Source organism: Pilosibacter sp. YYHA0881, assembly GCF_051602715.1.
GTDB classification, from domain to species: domain Bacteria; phylum Bacillota; class Clostridia; order Lachnospirales; family Lachnospiraceae; genus Alitiscatomonas; species Alitiscatomonas aceti.
In genome coordinates this window covers 471,973-489,762 of sequence record NZ_CP175657.1, presented here as the reverse complement: position 1 = coordinate 489,762, position 17,790 = coordinate 471,973, and the positions used below count along the sequence as shown (strand labels likewise).

General features: G+C 50.6%; 21 protein-coding genes and 1 pseudogene. 3 read left to right on the top strand and 19 right to left on the bottom strand.

The genetic code is table 11. The features are described from left to right. Positions 1 to 68: 68 nt before the first annotated feature. The 12 genes from ACI6NM_RS02340 to ACI6NM_RS02285 form a co-directional block, all read right to left on the bottom strand. Positions 69 to 1,613, bottom strand: a complete 1,545-nt coding sequence (locus ACI6NM_RS02340) for a DUF1538 domain-containing protein (protein ID WP_262426651.1) — start codon at positions 1,611 to 1,613, stop codon at positions 69 to 71. Between the two features lie 34 nt (positions 1,614 to 1,647). Further along, the gene (locus tag ACI6NM_RS02335) at positions 1,648 to 1,788 is read right to left on the bottom strand and encodes a hypothetical protein (RefSeq protein ID WP_022272630.1); all 141 of its coding nucleotides are present in this window, start codon (positions 1,786 to 1,788) and stop codon (positions 1,648 to 1,650) included. Between the two features lie 52 nt (positions 1,789 to 1,840). Continuing rightward, positions 1,841 to 2,251 carry a GerW family sporulation protein gene (locus ACI6NM_RS02330; protein WP_158357097.1) on the bottom strand — a complete coding sequence of 137 codons (411 nt, stop codon included), beginning with the start codon at positions 2,249 to 2,251 and terminating at the stop codon, positions 1,841 to 1,843. Between the two features lie 3 nt (positions 2,252 to 2,254). After that, on the bottom strand, positions 2,255 to 3,220 hold the full coding sequence (locus tag ACI6NM_RS02325) for a DUF2953 domain-containing protein (protein WP_262426650.1): 966 nt from the start codon (positions 3,218 to 3,220) through the stop codon (positions 2,255 to 2,257). 11 nt (positions 3,221 to 3,231) lie between these two features. After that, on the bottom strand, positions 3,232 to 3,549 hold the full coding sequence (locus tag ACI6NM_RS02320; RefSeq protein WP_158357095.1) for a hypothetical protein: 318 nt from the start codon (positions 3,547 to 3,549) through the stop codon (positions 3,232 to 3,234). A gap of 1 nt (position 3,550) precedes the next feature. Beyond that, complete coding sequence (locus ACI6NM_RS02315) at positions 3,551 to 4,288, bottom strand: nicotinamide-nucleotide amidohydrolase family protein (RefSeq protein ID WP_262426649.1); 738 nt, start codon at positions 4,286 to 4,288, stop codon at positions 3,551 to 3,553. After that, positions 4,288 to 4,830: a CDP-diacylglycerol--glycerol-3-phosphate 3-phosphatidyltransferase gene (gene pgsA / locus ACI6NM_RS02310; RefSeq protein ID WP_022272624.1), complete on the bottom strand. Its 543-nt coding sequence runs from the start codon at positions 4,828 to 4,830 to the stop codon at positions 4,288 to 4,290. The genes ACI6NM_RS02315 and pgsA overlap by 1 nt, the downstream gene beginning before the upstream one ends. Further along, the gene (gene rimO / locus ACI6NM_RS02305; protein WP_215653008.1) at positions 4,814 to 6,151 is read right to left on the bottom strand and encodes a 30S ribosomal protein S12 methylthiotransferase RimO; all 1,338 of its coding nucleotides are present in this window, start codon (positions 6,149 to 6,151) and stop codon (positions 4,814 to 4,816) included. Before rimO ends, pgsA begins: the two co-directional genes overlap by 17 nt. A 78-nt stretch (positions 6,152 to 6,229) precedes the next feature. Then, complete coding sequence (gene rpoZ, locus ACI6NM_RS02300) at positions 6,230 to 6,553, bottom strand: DNA-directed RNA polymerase subunit omega (RefSeq protein ID WP_022272622.1); 324 nt, start codon at positions 6,551 to 6,553, stop codon at positions 6,230 to 6,232. Between the two features lie 105 nt (positions 6,554 to 6,658). Next, positions 6,659 to 7,291 (bottom strand): guanylate kinase, encoded by a 633-nt coding sequence (gmk, locus tag ACI6NM_RS02295; RefSeq protein WP_022272621.1) that lies wholly within the window; start codon positions 7,289 to 7,291, stop codon positions 6,659 to 6,661. Between the two features lie 16 nt (positions 7,292 to 7,307). Then, positions 7,308 to 8,186: a YicC/YloC family endoribonuclease gene (locus ACI6NM_RS02290; RefSeq protein ID WP_022272620.1), complete on the bottom strand. Its 879-nt coding sequence runs from the start codon at positions 8,184 to 8,186 to the stop codon at positions 7,308 to 7,310. Between the two features lie 60 nt (positions 8,187 to 8,246). Further along, positions 8,247 to 9,047: an EcsC family protein gene (locus ACI6NM_RS02285; RefSeq protein ID WP_262426648.1), complete on the bottom strand. Its 801-nt coding sequence runs from the start codon at positions 9,045 to 9,047 to the stop codon at positions 8,247 to 8,249. Positions 9,048 to 9,258: 211 nt separating this feature from the next. Here ACI6NM_RS02285 and ACI6NM_RS02280 point away from each other — a divergent pair, with 211 nt between their 5' ends. The 3 genes from ACI6NM_RS02280 (at position 9,259) to ACI6NM_RS02270 (ending at position 11,373) form a co-directional block, all read left to right on the top strand. Next, entirely contained in the window at positions 9,259 to 9,885 is a 627-nt protein-coding gene (locus ACI6NM_RS02280) for a hypothetical protein (protein WP_262426647.1), read from the top strand. Positions 9,886 to 9,902: 17 nt separating this feature from the next. Then, positions 9,903 to 10,766 (top strand): hypothetical protein, encoded by an 864-nt coding sequence (locus ACI6NM_RS02275; protein WP_158357089.1) that lies wholly within the window; start codon positions 9,903 to 9,905, stop codon positions 10,764 to 10,766. 67 nt (positions 10,767 to 10,833) lie between these two features. Further along, positions 10,834 to 11,373 (top strand): hypothetical protein, encoded by a 540-nt coding sequence (locus ACI6NM_RS02270; RefSeq protein ID WP_262426646.1) that lies wholly within the window; start codon positions 10,834 to 10,836, stop codon positions 11,371 to 11,373. 344 nt (positions 11,374 to 11,717) lie between these two features. On the opposite strand, the gene ACI6NM_RS02265 is transcribed toward ACI6NM_RS02270, so the two are convergent. The 7 genes and pseudogenes from ACI6NM_RS02265 to ACI6NM_RS02235 form a co-directional block, all read right to left on the bottom strand. Beyond that, positions 11,718 to 12,944 (bottom strand): ATP-binding protein, encoded by a 1,227-nt coding sequence (locus tag ACI6NM_RS02265; protein WP_262426645.1) that lies wholly within the window; start codon positions 12,942 to 12,944, stop codon positions 11,718 to 11,720. A 469-nt stretch (positions 12,945 to 13,413) separates the two neighbouring features. After that, positions 13,414 to 14,016 (bottom strand): GTP pyrophosphokinase, encoded by a 603-nt coding sequence (locus ACI6NM_RS02260; RefSeq protein WP_262426644.1) that lies wholly within the window; start codon positions 14,014 to 14,016, stop codon positions 13,414 to 13,416. After that, positions 14,006 to 14,404, bottom strand: a complete 399-nt coding sequence (locus tag ACI6NM_RS02255; protein WP_262426643.1) for a hypothetical protein — start codon at positions 14,402 to 14,404, stop codon at positions 14,006 to 14,008. Before ACI6NM_RS02255 ends, ACI6NM_RS02260 begins: the two co-directional genes overlap by 11 nt. 4 nt (positions 14,405 to 14,408) lie before the next feature. Further along, positions 14,409 to 14,600 (bottom strand): annotated as a pseudogene (locus tag ACI6NM_RS02250) (phosphodiester glycosidase family protein); the annotation flags it as partial. Positions 14,601 to 14,703: 103 nt separating this feature from the next. Next, positions 14,704 to 16,347 (bottom strand): carbohydrate-binding domain-containing protein, encoded by a 1,644-nt coding sequence (locus ACI6NM_RS02245; protein WP_262426642.1) that lies wholly within the window; start codon positions 16,345 to 16,347, stop codon positions 14,704 to 14,706. Between the two features lie 14 nt (positions 16,348 to 16,361). After that, positions 16,362 to 17,057, bottom strand: a complete 696-nt coding sequence (locus ACI6NM_RS02240) for a DUF4956 domain-containing protein (RefSeq protein WP_262426641.1) — start codon at positions 17,055 to 17,057, stop codon at positions 16,362 to 16,364. Continuing rightward, positions 17,047 to 17,778 (bottom strand): polyphosphate polymerase domain-containing protein, encoded by a 732-nt coding sequence (locus ACI6NM_RS02235; protein ID WP_262426640.1) that lies wholly within the window; start codon positions 17,776 to 17,778, stop codon positions 17,047 to 17,049. The genes ACI6NM_RS02240 and ACI6NM_RS02235 overlap by 11 nt, the downstream gene beginning before the upstream one ends. Between the last annotated feature and the right edge of the window lie 12 nt (positions 17,779 to 17,790).

Below are 17,790 nucleotides of genomic sequence, written 5' to 3'. Positions count from 1 at the left end.
ATAAACCTCATATTCTTTAAAATCCAGACTTTATCCTGCATGGACCTCCAAAGCCCTCTGTTTCCCAGTTACAGCTCGATGACCGCATTGTCATCGATGCCGTCAAAAGCCAGGACGCCAGTTCCGGCAGAAGCCTTCCTCTGCTTCCGTTCTGTGATCCTTGCATAGAGCCCCATGATCTGAATGGTGATCAGGGGCGTCATGGCAACCATGGCCACAACGCCGAAGGCGTCTGTTACGATATTTCCTCCCAACGCCGTACAGGCTCCCTGGGCCAGGGGCAGCAGGAAGGCCGCCGTCATGGGTCCCGATGCCACGCCGCCGGAGTCAAAGGCAATGGCTGTGTAGATCTTTGGAACAAAGAAGGAAATTCCAAGGGCCACCGCATAGCCCGGGATCAAAAACCAGAGAATGGAGATTCCTGTGATCACGCGGATCATGGCCAGTCCCAGGGACACGGCCACGCCCACAGAAAGCCCGGCGCCCATGGCTCCGGCCGAGATGGCCCCGTCGGTGATCTCCTCCACCTGCTTATTTAAAACGTATACGGCCGGCTCTGCCTTGACGATGAAATATCCGATGACCATGGCAATGGGCACCAGGATCCATGTAAAACGGAAACCGGCCAGAACCTGGCCCAGATAATTTCCCGCCGGCATGAAGCCCGCGTTGGCACCGGTAAGGAACAGTACCAATCCCAGGTAGGTATAAACAAAGCCCACCAGGATCTTTTTCACCTTCCGTTTCGCCAGTTTTAACAGGAATATCTGAAAAATCATGAAAAACAGGAAGATGGGGAGAAGGGCCATGGCGATCTCCTTCATATATAAAGGGAAGTTCAGAAGGAACATGAGTCCCATTTCCCTGGAATCGCCAAATTCCTGGATCACCGGCGCTGTGTAGGCGGCATTCTGGGGATTGTAGATCATGCCTAGGATCATCACGGCCAGGATCGGCCCCACCGAGCACAGGGCCACCAGGCCGAAGCTGTCGTCGGCCGCATGGCGGTCGCTTCGGATGGCCGATACGCCCACGCCCAGGGCCATGATGAACGGCACGGTCATGGGACCGGTGGTAACGCCGCCGGAATCAAAGGCCACGCTTAAAAAATCCTTTGGCACAAAGGCCGCCAGGACAAATACCACGGCGTAGCAGACCACCAGGAGCGGCGGAAGGGCCATGGAAAACAGCATACGCAGGAGGGCGATCACCAGAAAGGCCCCAACCCCGCAGGCCACCGACAGGATCAGCGTCATATTGGGCACCGCCGGCACCTGGCCCGCCAGAACCTGGAGATCCGGTTCTGAAATGGTGACGATAAACCCCAGAAGGAATGCCAATGCCACGATCACCGGCAGGTTCCGGCTCCTGGTCAGGCAGGTGCCAATGCGCTCGCCCATGGGCGTCATGGACATTTCCGCGCCCAGGGTAAAGAACATCATGCCCACCAGGATCAGCACTGCTCCCATGAGAAAGCACAGGAGGACGCTGGGAGAAATGGGCGCAATGGTAAAGCAGAGGAGCAGGACGATGCCGATGATGGGAAACACCGCCTGGGCCGCCTCTTTCCACTTTTCTTTTAATTTTTTTCTGATTCCAGACTGTTCACTCAACGTTTTCTTTCCTTTCTTACGGATCCGTTCCGTCTTATGAACAACAGAACAGATTATAACCCAGGATCAGAAGCGAAATGGCAATGACCACCATCACAAAGGATTTGGGGAGGATCAGTACCCAGGTCATGCCGACGCCGGTGCAGAAGATCATAAGGCCGCACAATCGTTTCATACCAGCCTCCATTGGAAAAGACGTTCTGGTACATCATATGCAGCCGGACTTCCTATTTTTCTTCTTTTGCCTCCGCTTCATAACCCGCTTTCATATCCTCCGCCTTTTCCATGGCCTCCGGGGAAATATCCTTTCCGCCCACAAAGCGGTTTACCAGATCCGGCACCATATCCAGAGCCTTTGTCATGGCGTCCTGGTGCCGGATGTTCACAAGCCGGGTCATTCCGTTCTGGATCACCAGGATGGCGCTGGGGGACATCCTGGCTCCCATGCCGCCGCCGGTATTGGCTTTGGAATTCTGGACATAGGAGCCGGCTCCCATGCCGCAGGACACGTCCATCAAGGGGATGATGACGGCATCCTCCACCTTTAACGGCTCTCCCACCACGGTCTTTGTCGTAATAAAATTATCCATACCCTTCAAAAGCGCGTCCACCGTTGAAGGAAACTGATTTTCTGCCATTTCTTACTCCTTTCTCCTGCCTCTTCCCCGCAGCAGCCTGCGGAAATTTTTGTTTAAGAATACACGGCCGGCGGTCCACAGGACTGTGGCTGCGCGGATCCGCCCCCGGATATGGACCTCTCCCTCCAGGATCTTTTCCTCAAACTCCGGGATCAGCGTGAAGCTCCTGGCGTAAACGCCGTAAAAGGGACTGACTGCCGCCAGTACCTGGCCCGTATAGCTGGGATCCTCAAACCCGAACCGCAAGGTTCCCTTAAGGGTCTGTGGAAGCAGATGGCGGATCAGCCGGACGATCTGCCGCCGTACCAGCCGGAAGGTCTTTTTATTTTCCTCATCCGTGAGGGTCCTCTTAAGCTTCCGGTATTTCATCTTTGCAGAGTGGAACCGCTCTCTCATACGCACCGCCGTGTTTTTTAACCGATCCAGGCGGGACGGGCGTTTTTCTGCTTCCTCCATCCCGGTCTGCTGCGGCAGACGATTGGGACTCTCCTCCCCTGCTCCCAGAAGCTCGGCCATATGGACCATTTCCGGCTCCTGGTCCACAGGTATGCCGGCTTCCTCCTGTCCGGCCCCCGGACCGATGACCGGATCCTCCTGGGAACCGCCGGCCCCAGACATCTCCCCCTCCGGCCCGTATGGCGGAAAGCAGTCGTCCATCCCTGCCCAGGGATCCTCATTTCCCGTATCCTCCGTCTCCGGCTCCCTTTCCCAGAGGGTCTCCTGGAACGGCTGGAGCCATAAGACCTTCACCGTCACCACCAGCTTCTCCTCCCAGGAGGCCGTGACCCGGAAGGCACGGAACAGCCAGGAAATACAGGCCTCGCCTCTGGAGATCTTATAAAAGCTTCCATCCGCCCGGTACCGCACCGGAACAAAGAGGGCCAGAAGGACACCCGCCAGGATGATCCCCAGGACTGCAAGCAGGATGATCTCCAGGATCTTCAGTATGAATAATAACACATGGAGCATTCCAGACTCCCCTACTCTTTCAGATTTCCCAGGAGAAAACCGGCAACGTCAAAGCCTCCGGTCTTCTGGTATACCTGGTTGACGATCCTGGCAGAAAGCCGGACCGCATCGTCGTGGTCGGCGGCGATCCCCAGGATCAGCATATCTTTTTCCTTATAATATGGCTGCGCCAGGGCCATGGCCGGATAAAGATCCAGAAGGTTTTTCCCATTGGAGGGAAGGGTCAGGATCCAGTATCCTGTTTTTTTCCCTTCTCTCACTGCCTGGATGATGGAATACCGCCGTTTCTTCGCCTCATCCCCCACATACAGCCGTTCATAAAACCGCATCCTAGCCGCAGTTTTTCAGGATACAGCGCCGCAGAAGATCCAGGGCCTCCATGGCTGACTGTTCCCGTATTTCTGTTCTGGAGCCGTGGAAATGGCACTCCTCCACTGTCACGTCGCCGTTCAGACAGCAGGCAATATAGACCAGGCCCACGGGCTTTTCATCGGTGCCGCCGTCTGGGCCTGCGATCCCGGTCACTGCCACAGCGGCCTCCGCATCGGCCTCCTCTGCTCCTCCGGCCGCCATTTCCCTGGCCGTGGGCTCACTTACAGCCCCGTATTTTTTCAGCGTGTTTTTCCCCACTCCCACCATTTTCCTCTTGGCCTTATTGGAGTAGGTGACAAAGCCCTGGTTAAAGACCTCTGAGGCTCCGGCCACATTGACGATCTTCGACGCGATCATACCACCGGTGCAGGATTCCACTGTGGTCACTGTCAGCTTGTTTTTCACCAGGAGACGGACCACGGCTTCCTCCATGGTCTCGTTTTCCCTGGTGGTATAGTACATATCTCCCAGGGCTTTTTTTATGGAACGGGATACGGGCCTTAAAAGCTCCTTTGCCCGTTCTTCATCAGTCTCCGCCGTTTCTGCCAGCACATGGACCTCCTTGCCCCGCCGCCTTGTATAGACCGGGACGGCGCTTCCCTGGTTCAGGATCTCCTTTAAGGCGTCTTTTACTTCGGTCTCGCTGACCCCATAGATCTTAAAGATCTGTCCATAGCCCTTTTCTGTTCTGATCATTACATTTTCCCTTCTTTCAGAACATTCACGTTTTTTGTGATATAATCCACCAGAGAGATCACAGTCAGGACCAGGGCGATCCATACCACGGCCGTTGTCACCATGGACAGGGCCGGGATCCCAACGATCAGAAGGACCACTGCGATCATCTGGAAGGTGGTCTTAAACTTTCCCCAGTAGCTGGCGGCGATGACCACCCCGTTGTCAGAGGCCACCAGACGGAAGCCGCTGATGATGAATTCCCGGCTGATGATCACAATTACCATCCAGGCCGGGAGCTCCTTAAGCTCCACCAGGCAGATCAGGGCCGAGCATACCAGCAGCTTATCGGCCAGAGGGTCCATAAATTTTCCAAAGTTGGTCACCAGATTGTATTTCCTTGCGATCTTTCCGTCCAGCATATCGGTCAGGCTGGCAATGATGAAGATCGCTGCGGCCACATACCGCAGGGTCTGGTTTTCGCCGCCGTCATATAAAAGGGTCAGCACAAAGAACGGGATCATGATCACCCGCAGGATCGTCAGTTTATTCGGTAAATTCATCTTCAACCTCCCCAATCAGATCATATTCCAGAGCGCCTGTGACCCGGACCCGTACAAAGTCCCCGGACATCAGGGAAAGCCCTGTGTTCACAAAGATCAGCCCGTCCACGCCTGGGCTGTCCATATAGGTGCGGCCCACATAGGCGTTTTCGTCGGCCACCTTTCCCTCGATCATCACTTCCAGAACGCTTCCTTTCATGGACTCGGACTTTTCAAAAGCAATGTCCTGCTGAAGCTCCATGATCTCCGCCCTCCGCTCCTCCTTCACCTCATCGGGTACCTGGTCCTTAAAGGAATAGGCTGGGGTATCCTCCTCCGGAGAGTAAGCGAAGACGCCCAGGCGGTCAAACTCCATATCGTCCACAAACTCCATGAGGATCTCATGGTCCTCCTCCGTCTCCCCCGGGAAGCCGGAAATAAAGGTGGTTCGCAGAGCGATATCCGGGATCTCCCGGCGGAGCTTTGCCACCAGCTCCCGGATCTCCTTATTGCTGGTTCGCCGTCCCATACGCTTTAGTATGGCGTCACTGGCGTGCTGGATAGGAATATCCAGATAGTGGCAGACCTTCTCTTCATTCTTTATGGTCTCGATCAGCTCGTCGGTGATCTCCTCGGGATAACAGTACTGGAGACGGATCCACTGGATCCCCGGAATCGAAGAAAGCCGTCTTAAAAGCTCCGGAAGCTTCTTTTCCCCGTACAGGTCCTTTCCGTAAAGGGTGGTCTCCTGGGCCACCAGGATCAGCTCCTTTACCCCCTGGTCCGCCAGCTCCCTGGCCTCCTTTTCCAGCTGCTCCATGGGAACGCTCCTGTATCTTCCCCTTAAATAAGGAATGATGCAGTAGGTGCACCGCTTATCGCAGCCCTCAGCGATCTTTAAAAATGCGTAGTGGCCGCCGGTGGTCACCAGCCGCTTCGTTTCCTTGCCCACCGGTGCGTCGATGTCCTTAAATACCAGTGTTTTTTCACCCTTTAAAGCCTCTCTTATGGCTCCGGCGATCTCCTCATAGGATGTGGTGCCTAAAACGGCATCCACCTCCGGGATCTCCTCGGTAATCTCGTTTTTATACCGCTCCGCCAGACAGCCGGTGACGATCAGGGCCTTCAGACGGCCGCTCTTTTTAAGCTCTGCCATCTCCAGGATGGTGTTGACGCTCTCTTCCTTGGCATCCCCGATGAAGCAGCAGGTGTTGACGACGATCACATCGGCATCCGATTCATCGTCCACAAAGCTGTATCCCTCTCCGCCCAGGATCCCGAGCATTTTTTCCGTATCCACCAGGTTTTTATCACAGCCCAGTGATATGAAAAGCAGATTCATTCCAGTTTTTCCTTTCTTTTGAAAAAAAGGGGAAGCCAGCAGTAAATCCCTAGAGCTGTTCTCCCCCCTTTGTTCCTCTTATTCTTCCTTTTCAGCCTCTTCTGCGGCGTCTTTGGCACCGCACTCTGCTTCATCGTTCTCTGTCAGAGAAGCCTCCTCCGGCAGCTCCTCCTCTTCGGGAAGGATCGTCACCTTCTGCTCGTATAATTCCTGTACGGCTGTGGAAAGCGGCTTCTTTCTCGCTGCTCCGGCCACTAAGGGATCGGCTCCGGCGATCAGCTGTCTGGCGCGCTTGGCTGCCGCGATCACGATGGAATAACGGCTCTGGACCACCGGCTGCTCACCCGGCTCCACGCCGCTGTTTACTGCCTCGATCAGGTCTGTATAAGATGGATGTAACATAAAAGGTCTCCTTTCGCATTCTGCGTTCTTTAACAGCCGCCTTTTCCTCCGGCAGCTGCTCCCTGCTTCTATATATTACCGGCTGAGGCCCGGATCCGCCATGGATCAGAGGCTTTCCGCCAGTTCATGCAGCTCTGTTTTTATCCGGTCCATCAGCGTTCTGCTGTTTCCGGCCTTTAAGTGCTGGGACTGGATCAGATGGTGGAGCTCCTCCACGCACTGGTCCACGGTGTCGTTCACCAGGATGTAATCATAGGACTCCATTTCCTCGGATTCCTCCAGAGCCCGTTTTAAACGGCTGGCGATCACTTCCTCCGTCTCTGTTCCGCGGCTCACCAGCCTCCGCTTCAGCTCTGCGGCTGTGGGCGGCACCACGAAGATCAGGATGGCGTCCGGGTACTGCCTTTTCACATTCAGCGCACCCTGGATCTCGATCTCAAGGATCACGTCCTTCCCCTCGGCCATTTTGGATTCCACATAGGATCTGGGAGTCCCGTAATAATGGTTCACATACCGGGCGTGCTCGATGAGGCGGTCGTTCTGGATCAGCTCCTCAAACTGCCCGTCGGTCATAAAGAAATATTCCCGTCCGTCCTGCTCTCCGGGACGGGGCGCTCTCGTGGTGGCAGAAATGGAAAGCGCATAATTATCGTATTTCTCCAACAACGCCTTCATGACCGTTCCCTTGCCTGCCCCGGAAAAGCCCGAGACAACGGCCAGCATCCCTTGTCGTTTCATAGTCATCACTCCAGTATTATTCAATGTTCTGAATCTGCTCTCTTACTTTTTCGATCTCTGTCTTTAAAAGGATCCCCTGGTCCGAGATCTCCAGGTCATTGGATTTGGACAGGATCGTATTGGATTCCCGGTTCATCTCCTGGGCAATGAAATCCAGCTTCCTTCCCACACTGCCGCCGGCCAGAAGTTCCTTCTTCATTCCCTCGATATGGCTCCTTAAGCGGACCGTCTCCTCGTCCACACAGATCTTATCTGCAAAGACCGTCACCTCTGTGAGGATCCTGGACTCGTCGATGGTGGAGTTCTGGAGAAGCTCCCGTACCTTGTCTCCCAGCCGCTGCCGGTATTCCTCCAGGATCTTCGGGGAACGCTCCTCGATAAAGTCCACCATAGACAGCATATGGTCCAGCTTTCCGATCAGGTCGTTCTTCAGGTTCTCTCCCTCTCTGAGCCTTGTCTCCACAAAGTTTTCAGCGGCTCCCTTCAGGACCTCCTGAAGCATGGCCCACATGTGCTCCTCATCCTCCGGCACCTGCTCCATGGTAAGGACCTCCGGGCACCGGGAGAGCATGGAAACGGTCACATCGTCCTCCAGACCGAACTGCTCTGCCATCTTTTCAAAGTTTTTCATATATTCGGCGGCCAGTGTGCTGTTATATTTTAAGGAAACCTGGTCCTCCGTATAATCCTCGTAGGTAATAAACACATCGACCTTGCCCCTCTGGATATAATCCTTTAAGAGGGTCCGCATCGCCGCCTCGAAATAGTTGAATTTCTTGGGCATTTTGATGCTCAGGTCCAGATAGCGGTGGTTCACTGCCTTGATCTCAACAGATATCTTACATTCATCCGTCACAGCCTCGCACCGGCCGAAACCGGTCATGCTTTTTATCATTTTCAACCATGCCTCGCTTTCACATAGATAAAATCATTATAAGGCAAATGGAAAAGGTAGTCAACCAGTTTTGCCCATGATATACCGCTTCCTATATTTTAACTGCACATAGGTCATGACCTGCTTCCAGCAGACCGGATTGGAAAGGCCGCCGAAGGCTCCCACCACCGGAAGGCCCTGGATAAATTTGGCGGCCAGCATGTCTATGGCAAAGGCGTTTCCCACCGCCTGGATCTGTGCCTCCAGATCCTCTTCGGATACGTTCAGTTCTTTCTTCTGGACCAGCGTATAGATCAGCCTGTCCACCCGTGCGTTGTTCTCGGCCCACTGCTCCCCCCGGCTGACAGAAGCCTCCAGGAGACATAAGATAAAAAACCGTTCCTCCGGCGTATCATAGGAAAATCCAAAATACAGCGCCGTCTCATAAACGCCCCTTAAAAGCATGGCCGTAAATATGGCGATGTCCGGCAGGCCCACGCCTAAAAGCCCCAGCCCCAGGCCCTCCGCCGCGCTGACAGCCTGGTTTTTCAAATTTCTTCTGGCAGCCTCGGTCCGGAGCTTTTTGTACTCCTTCCGGCTTTCCTTTAAATCCAGGGAAAAATCCCGGACCTTAAAATCCTTTTCCAGTTCGTCCCTCCGGTAGGTCTTTTCGATCAGAGGATTCCCCTTTTCAAAAATCGTCCGGAAGGCCATGCAGAACGCCTTCTGAAGGTTTTCCGACATCTTTGTAGGGATCCTGGCCGTCAGCGCCTCCTTCCAGCCGGGCTCTGTACGGGACAAAGCCCTTTGCTCCAGCCGTTTCTCTTCCTTTTCGATCTTCTCCAGCTCCAGGGTCACTGGAGATTTTTTTATGAATTTCATATTCTCTTCCACCTCCTGCGGCTGTTTTCTACGGATTATAGCAGAAACAGAAGAAAATTAAAACAGGTGTAAGAAAAATGTCAGACTTTTCTTTTGCCCTTCTGGTATAATGAAATCAAAGAAATCCTTAAAAACCGCTCTGAGGTCCGCTTGATCTCACTGGAAATAAGAAGATACCAGACACGAAACGAAAACAGAAAAGGAGGGGCCTATGAAGCTTAAAAACCGTATATTCCATATCATGACCATTTCTCTCCTCATACTGTCGGCGGTCCTTCTTTCCGCCTGCGGGAAACAGGAGACGGCAGGATCCATGAAACTCACAAAAGCCGAGCTTTCCCACAAGGAAAAAGCGCTGGCAGACCTGCTGGCTCCCGTAGGTTCGTCCCGTTTATTTGACTTCACCGTGGATGAGACCATCCGGCAGGTTACGGTCACCACGTATGAGCTGAAAAACGGACAATGGGACCGGTTCACATCCAACAGCACTCCCCTGTCCGGCAGCCAGGGGCTTTTGTTTCTCGGATTTGAAAATATCCCCGATGGGATCCGGACCGGCATACAGATCGATGAAAAAAACAGCGTGAGCCAATGGGAGCCGTTTGAAAGCGCCGAAGAGTCCTCCGCCCCGTCCGCCTGTGTTACCAGACAGCTGGAGCAGCCTGCGGATATTATCCCGGAAGAAGAGATTCCTGTGATCCTCCAGATCCTGGATTCCGGAGGCACCATAGAGACCCTGGACCTGGACTTTTTCCACGACCCGTCCAGGGCAGAAGGCTATGGATATGACCGGGTCTTTTGTATTACCGTTTCTTTTAGCCAGACGCCTCTAAGATAAACAGGAGGTGGAACTCTATGAAAGGAAGAAATGACCGATTTACGATCTCAATATACCTGCTGCCGCTTTTCCTGGCTGTTTTTCTCACCGCCTGCGAGGTCAGGGACTCTTATATGAACGCTGAGGTGATTTCCGCAGATGAAACGTCCATCACGGTCCGGTCCATAAAGGCCGGGGACTCCCATGCCCCCAGGGGCGTGCTGGAGGCAGAGACCCTGATCCTTGACCTGACCGGCTATGACAGCGTATCCATCCCCGAAGGTCTGGCTCCCGGCGATGGGATCCGTGTCCTCTTTAATCCGGATTCCTTTAAAAAAGGAGAAGTTCCGGAAATCGGGATCGTGTTCCAGATCTACCGTCTGGATGAGGACGGGGAGGTGGTGATAAGCCATGAAGAAATATCCGCATCTGAAAGCAGCAAAGCTCCAGAGCCGGGCCGGCCAGTCAAATGGTTTGACTGTCTCCATGGAGACGAAATGGTCTGGGATGATGTCAGAGAGTATGATCTGGAGGAATTTCCAGAAACCACCTTTCGCTGGAGCGCAGAGCAGCTGGAAGCTGTGAAGGGAAGCGAAATTACCCCTCTCTATAATGGAATGCCCATCTGGAGCGTTTATTTCTGTGATCTCACCGGAGACGGCAAACCAGAGCTTTGCTCCACCCTGAGTATTGGCTCAGGAATCGTCAACGACCAGATCCTGGTCTATGACTATGCGGAAGGCACCGGTTATGATCTTTCGGACCGGGGGAATTTTGATTATGTCCTTACTGTACAGGAGGATTCTCTTATTGCTGAAAAAAGGGCTTATCAGGAGGATGCGCTCATTGAGTCCGGCGAGCTGGTGCTCTCGGATGGTATTCTTCAGATAAAACCCCAATGATCGCTTCACCTTTATAAGACCATCGCCTAAGCAAAACCGGAATATGAAGTTATGAGGAGGTGCTTCCATGAAATTAGTCAGTCCGAAAAACCTGCTTGTATCTCTGCTTGGCTGTGCGTTTGTCGTTCTGAAAATAGTGACCTTTGATGGGATCGCGGATCTGTTCTGGATCCTGTTCATTGGATACCTGTCCGTCAAGTGTCTGGCCGCGGGATTGTCCCAGGAAGCCTATGACAAAGATATAAAACAGGCACAGCAGGCAAAGGTCCTGTACCGCGACCTGTTTGGGAAATTTGCATACGTTGCGGCAGATATCCCGATCCTTCTTCTCCTTTTCACCGGCCTCCTGGCTGTGATCTGCCCCATAACAGCGTTTCTCCGAGCTGTCCTGATCACCCTTTTGCTGGCAGCGGCCGGATATGCGGTCTGGTTATGCTGGTATGTTTCAAAGCATAAGCGGCAGCGTATATTTAAAGGCGAATGGGGAACCGGGGTCTTAAGCCCAGAGGAGGAGAAAGCATGGAAACGGTCCGGCCTGTGGCACGGCATTCTCCTGGGGATCTCTGCGGTATTTTGTGCTTTTTATTTCATTTTTGGAAATTCGTGAATTTCATAAATCGATCAGGTATAAGACTGAAAAACACTATCCGCGTCGAGTGGGGCGCACTGCTCCTGGGGTGGAACGTTTCCTTCTTTTATTAATGCAGAATTGGCCAGGCCGCAGGTCCTACACTCAGATTTTCTGAAGAACATCAGACCTGAACAGGAGAATATCATAAAATAAAGACCGTAACGCATCCGCTTGTCCGAGTGCTTCGCGGTCTTTTGTGTTGTATGGCGAAAAGTACGATCCATTTCGTATAAATTTTCGATTAAAATCATGTAATACTGTTCATATTGCCATTTATCAGAATCGCCGACTTTCACCGATTTCTGCGTTCATACCGTTCCTTAGATGAGATTGCTGGGGATAAAGCAGTTATCTGTATCAATCGGGATCGGCTCCTCGCACATACAAATAATTCCGCCATTTCCACGGTTCAAAGATGCCTTGTCGATTACGCTGTATTTTTTGACCTCACGGCGGTCAGGTGAGGCACTCTTTTTAATCTCCAACGGATGAATAACATTATTTTCTTCCACAAACACATCAATCTCTTTGGCATTGGAGTCCCGAAAATAGGTGAGGTTCACTTTAGATTTTGCATAAGCATAATTCTTAACAAGCTCCATCACAACATAGTTCTCGTAGTAATGACCGCTTGCAGCACCATTACGCAGCGTATCCGGCGTCAGCCACATAGAGAGATACGCACACAATCCGGTATCGCAGAAATACAGCTTCGGGGTTTTGCTGAGCCGCTTCAATTCATTGTTGGAATACGGTGCAAGCAGATAGACAATGTGAAGCCCTACCAGCACTTTCAGCCATTCCTTTGCGGTACTCGGTGCAATACCGGCAGATTCAGCCAGCGTTGCGTAATTGACCTGTTCCGATACAAGGGAAGCACACCCCACAAGGAACTTGCAAAACCGCACAGTATCTGTAATACATCCTGCCTCAGCCACGTCCCGCATCAGATAAGTGTCAATATACGAGTTGAAATATTCCTGCCGCAGCTCGTTATCCACGCCCTGCACCTGCGGCATACCGCCCTCCCAAATGTGATTGAACACTTGAAGCACGTCATTTTTGGGAAGTTTACGCTGTCTTGCCTGCAGGGCAGCAAGTGAAAAATCCAAATCGGTATCAAAGACCATTCCGGCTTTTTCTCTTGCGGAAAGGCTATACAGCTCCAATATCCCGATTCTTCCGGCAAGTGTTTCATGCACTCGCTCCATCATTTTGTACTGTTGGGAACCGGTCAGCCAAATAAGGCCTTTTTCATCGCTTTCATCGCAAATCACCTTGATCTGCTCAAAAAGCTCCGGGGCTTTCTGTACTTCATCAATGAGAATCGGCGGCTTATAGGTCTGGAAGAACAGCACCGGGTCGCTCTCCGCCAATTCTCTTGCCATCGCATTGTCCATCGTAACATAGGTTCTGTCGCTGTCGGCTAAGTGCTTCAGCATGGTGGTTTTTCCCACCTGTCTTGCACCGGTCACAAGGATCACCTTGAAAAAATCATTGAGTTTTAGAAACTTCCGTTCCAGTTCTCGTGTAATATATTCCATCATGCACCTCCTATTTTACGATAATCTATGATAAATCATATTTTGTCATAATATATCCGTATAATCAAGAGAATACGCACCTTGGCTTAACAGTGATAAGGAACTAATTTACTTATCAACTATTAGCTGACGATTTCCGGGGTGCATACGAACAAATCCCGTCTGATTTCAAACAGAAAGTCAGACGGGGTTTTCTCTTTATATCTTGAATTGTGGGGAATATACCTCGAAACGGTTGTTTTGCTTTCCAATAAGAAAATCGACTCAAAGAAGATTCTTGTAGAGTTTTCCCTTGAAAATTTAGATACATCCTGATTCTGTAAGAACGCTACTTATGAATAAAGTCGAAGGAACTGAGAATCATATTTTGTCAATACTTCCCCCTTCTCCGGAGCACCTTTTCTATCTCCATCCTTGTACCCTATGCGAATGGGGAAATCAACTCTTTGGTACCTTCCAAATCGGCCACTTTCTAACTCCATTGATTTTGCAGAATCAAATCTCGTAAAGTTTGCATTGAAACGTCAACGGAAGCAATTTCATCTGCACAGCGCTTTAATTCTCTGCGTATGGTTTTTTCATGTTCAATATCTTTTTTATACTTTAGCTGGTGCTCTAAAGCCGCCCAGAAATCAATGGCAATCGTCCGCAGCTGCACCTCTGCTGTAAGTTTTTGACCGTCTGATGTTGAAATGGCCAAAATTAAATGAAGACTCCGGTAGCCATTGGGCTTTGGAAATGTGATGTAGTCTTTTGTTTCAAGGATCTCAAATTCAGAACGCGCCTCCAACCAACCGGCTATTCTATAGACATCATCTAAAAAGGAACATACAATGCGCATTCCTACAGCATCACGCATATTGGAAAGTGCAGATTCCCCATTCGTTGGGAACCCATGCTGCTCCAGTTTCCGCATCATGCTTTCCGGCTTCTTTATCCGGGTTTTGCAATATAAAATTGGCTCTGTCCCATTTGGATAATCCTGCGTAGGATATTCACGAATCGTATCCAGTAAAAGCTGTTCTATCCGCTTGAGAGAATCAAATTGGTATCCATAGTATTCTTCACAAGTCAAGATCGTCACGCTCCTTTTTCCTGCATCTACATCTCCGCTGGAACAAGTGACCTGTCAAAGCGGCCATCGCCGGAAACAATATCCCAAGTACCCAATAAACCGATACAAGGCGATTTGTCGTTCCATAAATCTCCAGCGCGCCTTGAAACAGACATCCGATCGTCAAAGCAGCGATGCCGGAATGATACAAATTCAGAGAAACTCTGTTCGGTATAGGCGCTCCGGAAAAGGCCATTGTAAAAAAAGGGAGCGCACCGCCACCTAAGGGAATCACAAATGCATACAGCATAAAATAAGAATACACTTCATGGCTGAAAAGCTCATAGACTGCGCCAAACAGGATACAGAATAGGGAAATGAACAGATAATAAAGCGCAGTTTTGTTCATCCGGTTAATATCCAATGTAGACAATATCACTCACGCTCCTTTCTTTAATGCTTCGTCCGTTGGTTGTCGGATTATTGATAATTTCACCATTGAAATACATGGTAGAAGATCCTCCACCATCCAGATTGTAGGCGGTTACAACACCGAGACATTTCATAAATTCCGCCAACTGGGACAGAGACAGACCGGCACTTTCCTCTGCAATCAGTTCTGATTTCATTTACCCTGTCCTCCTGTATACGTTCTGATGGATGAAGATCCTGTCCGGCAGATAATACTGGATAGGATCTTCGGAACCGTTATGTGCTTGAGTTCTGCTCCTTTTCTCCGGGATTTTCTCTCTGATTCTGTTCATCCATATTGCCGGTATTCCTCTTGCCGTTTGGGCCGCCTCTGCTGCCGCCCATTTGGCCAGGATTGTTTTCTGAGCCATCGTTGGTGGTTATATCGCCGCCGTTATTGGCATAGTTTCCATCACAATCCAGAGCAGTGTTCCCACTTCCGTTACAGGTGAGGTTCAATGTTCCGCTGTTGACCGTTAAAGCGCCGTTAGAATCGATGCAGTCACCTGTTGATACGATGACAAGATTTCCACCGTTTATCGTAATAAAGTTGTCCGATGAAGCAGAGAACGTCTCGTGATGGGGGCGGCCTCCGCCAAATCCGGAGCTGTCAATGCCGCCACCGGCGTTGATACCATCATCTACGGAGGTAATATCAAAGGTGCCGTCGTCAATAGTGACCGATAGACCCTCAATTCCTTCGTAGCAGTAAGCTACGGTAAAATCACCGTTTTGAAGATGAACTGTGGCGTCTGCATGAATTGTGTCATCTCCACTTTTCAGTTCAAATACACCATGTGAGATAAGGATATCACTGTTTGAGTGGAGCGAATCATCCACTGTATCGGTGACAAATGTTCCGCCTGCAATCGTGATTGCACCTGTAGCCTTGACGCCTTTCTGACTGATTGAATCATCCTCCGTCGAGGTATCCGTTGTTTGATTCTGGAGTCCGCCTCGCTGTCCAAAATCTACAGCGTCGGTGGTCATCACAGCGCTGGCGCTTCCCTCTCCTGTCGTAATGGTAAAGGAGCCATCCTCAATTTGCAGATATGCGCTACTGCTTATTCCATCACCATCTGCCATAATTGTAAAAGTTCCGCCTGCAATATACAGGAATCCCATGCTGGTATCATCTGCGTTCTCTGCATGGATACCGTCCTTTCCGCTTGTGATCGTATATGTCCCGCTGGCGATCCTCACGCTGTCTTTACCGGAGAGGCCGTGATTTGCCGCAGTAATATCATAGGTGCCGCTGGTAAGAACCAAATCATCTTTGGAAACGACGCCATGGCCTGCTGAGGCGTTAATGGCAAGGGTTCCTGCGCCGTTCAGCGTTAGGTCGGATTTGGAGAAAACAACTGCGTCGATGTTATTGTCATCAATCGCAACATACTCCCCACCGTTACCCAATGTGTTTTCCGTACCAGAAGCGGTGGTGATAAATACCTTGTCCGCTTCCAAAATATAAATAGCCGCTGAAGTGCTGTTGGTAATATCTGCACCATTCAAAACCAACCGCACCTTGTCTGTATCCTCTGCGTTCACAACAATCATGCCATTATGCAATGTGCCGGAAAGGATGTAGGTGCCCTCATCCGTGATGGTAACCGTGCTGTCGGAAATCTGAACAGCATCCGAATCACTGGAAGCGCTGTCCCCTGAGAGGGTGATCTTTGCGCTGGCTTCCTCGTCATACTCAATTTCCAAATCGTTATCCGTAAACATATCTGACGGATTGACAGACGAAACCGATTCTTCCGTTCCCGTTTGAACCGTCTGTGAAGAGGAACCTTCCGTTTGGGCAGTGTTGGCGGAACTACACGCTGAAAGTGTCAACAGAACCGCTAACACCAGCGGAAATAATGTTTTTCTTTTCATCTGTATACCTCCTGTTACAATTCTCCAATCATGGTTTCTTGTGCGGAAATCGAGATTTCAAGATTTCCGTTCCGGCAGCGAAGTTTGTCAATCAACTCTTTTTCTTTTGACGCGGTTTTCAGTGTAAGATTGTAAGTGAGACGGAACAAACTTCCCATATTCGTGGTTTTTACCATTGTCAGTTCATGAGAATCGGTATACTCATTAAGAACCGTTTCAAAAACGTCCGTGTAATCCAGATCCTCCGGGATGGTTATATGAAGGGTTTTGTATCGTGCGGATTTTGTTTTCGCACCGAAATCAAAGTGATTATAGAGAGCACTGACAAACCCAAGAAGGAGCGCACACACAAACGCATAGCCGATATATCCCATCCCGATAATCAATCCGGTGCCCATGGCGAGGAAGATTGCGCCAATTTCCTTTGCTGAACCGGGTGCAGAGCGAAACCGAACAAGGCTGAACGCACCTGCGACTGCAACGCCGGTTCCTATATTTCCATTCACCATCATGATAACCACACAGACCACTGCAGGAAGCAGAGCGAGCGTTGCCACAAAGCTTTTGGTATATCTGGTCTGGTACATATAAAATGCTGCCAGGATCAGCCCCACAACCAAGGCGCTTCCAACGCAAAGGAGAAAATCACTGATAGCAATGACGCTGGTCATATCCGTGTCAAACAATCCCTGAAATAAATTAGCAAACATAGCAAGTATTCCTTTCTTCATCCGTTTCGGATTTTGTCATCATATGCTGGTATGCCATCCCGTATTTTGAAAACGATGTTTTGAAAACCTTAAGTCGATTTAAGGTATGGCTCATCCAAAGCGGAAGCCCGCCCGAGGTTTTGATCTCCATTAATGTTTGTCCTTCTCCGAGCAGCGGTATTCCATATACTTCGCTGCTAAGACTAAGATCAGACTCTCGATAAAGGATGTTTTCGTCAAAGGTAACACGGAAGTCTCCGCCATCCAAAGAATAAAAAGCTTCTCTTTCGTAAGAGAGAAAAACAGCAGGATGCAGATCCGCGTAGTAAGAACGGAAATATTCAATTTCCTCTGCAATTTGAGATTGAACTGGAAGTGGCAGGTCATACCGGAAGATGTTCATGGCCTGCGCCTCCGGGAGGGTAAGCCTGCGTTTATAGACAACAGACTTATATTTCTTTTTCAGTTCTACAAAAACAGAATCGTCATCCGCAGCCGTTTGATAACTTCGAATACGCAGCTTTTCTTTATATGACGGCTTTTCCAGCGACCGGCGGATCAATCGAAAATTCCCTGTATCGAAATAAATATTCCGAATCACGGTACGTCCATAGCCGTCGAGCTTCATGTAAGGCTTCATTGCCTGTAAAACCGCCTCTTTCTGCTGCTGCGTCAGAAGATATTTGATCTCATACCGTTTAAAGGTTGCTTGATATGCCATTTCTTTTCCTCC

Bases quoted from the DNA above. Each gene is read 5' to 3' on its own strand.
- pgsA (WP_022272624.1), bottom strand. From the start codon at position 4,830: ATGAATTTACCGAATAAACTGACGATCCTGCGGGTGATCATGATCCCG.
- ACI6NM_RS02325 (WP_262426650.1), bottom strand. From the start codon at position 3,220: ATGCTCCATGTGTTATTATTCATACTGAAGATCCTGGAGATCATCCTG.
- ACI6NM_RS02335 (WP_022272630.1), bottom strand. From the start codon at position 1,788: ATGAAACGATTGTGCGGCCTTATGATCTTCTGCACCGGCGTCGGCATG.
- ACI6NM_RS02280 (WP_262426647.1), top strand. From the start codon at position 9,259: ATGAAGCTTAAAAACCGTATATTCCATATCATGACCATTTCTCTCCTC.
- ACI6NM_RS02235 (WP_262426640.1), bottom strand. From the start codon at position 17,778: ATGGCATATCAAGCAACCTTTAAACGGTATGAGATCAAATATCTTCTG.
- ACI6NM_RS02255 (WP_262426643.1), bottom strand. From the start codon at position 14,404: ATGAACAAAACTGCGCTTTATTATCTGTTCATTTCCCTATTCTGTATC.
- ACI6NM_RS02330 (WP_158357097.1), bottom strand. From the start codon at position 2,251: ATGGCAGAAAATCAGTTTCCTTCAACGGTGGACGCGCTTTTGAAGGGT.
- ACI6NM_RS02240 (WP_262426641.1), bottom strand. From the start codon at position 17,057: ATGTTTGCTAATTTATTTCAGGGATTGTTTGACACGGATATGACCAGC.
- ACI6NM_RS02245 (WP_262426642.1), bottom strand. From the start codon at position 16,347: ATGAAAAGAAAAACATTATTTCCGCTGGTGTTAGCGGTTCTGTTGACA.
- gmk (WP_022272621.1), bottom strand. From the start codon at position 7,291: ATGAAACGACAAGGGATGCTGGCCGTTGTCTCGGGCTTTTCCGGGGCA.
- rpoZ (WP_022272622.1), bottom strand. From the start codon at position 6,553: ATGTTACATCCATCTTATACAGACCTGATCGAGGCAGTAAACAGCGGC.
- ACI6NM_RS02265 (WP_262426645.1), bottom strand. From the start codon at position 12,944: ATGATGGAATATATTACACGAGAACTGGAACGGAAGTTTCTAAAACTC.
- ACI6NM_RS02315 (WP_262426649.1), bottom strand. From the start codon at position 4,288: ATGATCAGAACAGAAAAGGGCTATGGACAGATCTTTAAGATCTATGGG.
- ACI6NM_RS02275 (WP_158357089.1), top strand. From the start codon at position 9,903: ATGAAAGGAAGAAATGACCGATTTACGATCTCAATATACCTGCTGCCG.
- rimO (WP_215653008.1), bottom strand. From the start codon at position 6,151: ATGAATCTGCTTTTCATATCACTGGGCTGTGATAAAAACCTGGTGGAT.
- ACI6NM_RS02285 (WP_262426648.1), bottom strand. From the start codon at position 9,047: ATGAAATTCATAAAAAAATCTCCAGTGACCCTGGAGCTGGAGAAGATC.
- ACI6NM_RS02270 (WP_262426646.1), top strand. From the start codon at position 10,834: ATGAAATTAGTCAGTCCGAAAAACCTGCTTGTATCTCTGCTTGGCTGT.
- ACI6NM_RS02320 (WP_158357095.1), bottom strand. From the start codon at position 3,549: ATGCGGTTTTATGAACGGCTGTATGTGGGGGATGAGGCGAAGAAACGG.
- ACI6NM_RS02290 (WP_022272620.1), bottom strand. From the start codon at position 8,186: ATGATAAAAAGCATGACCGGTTTCGGCCGGTGCGAGGCTGTGACGGAT.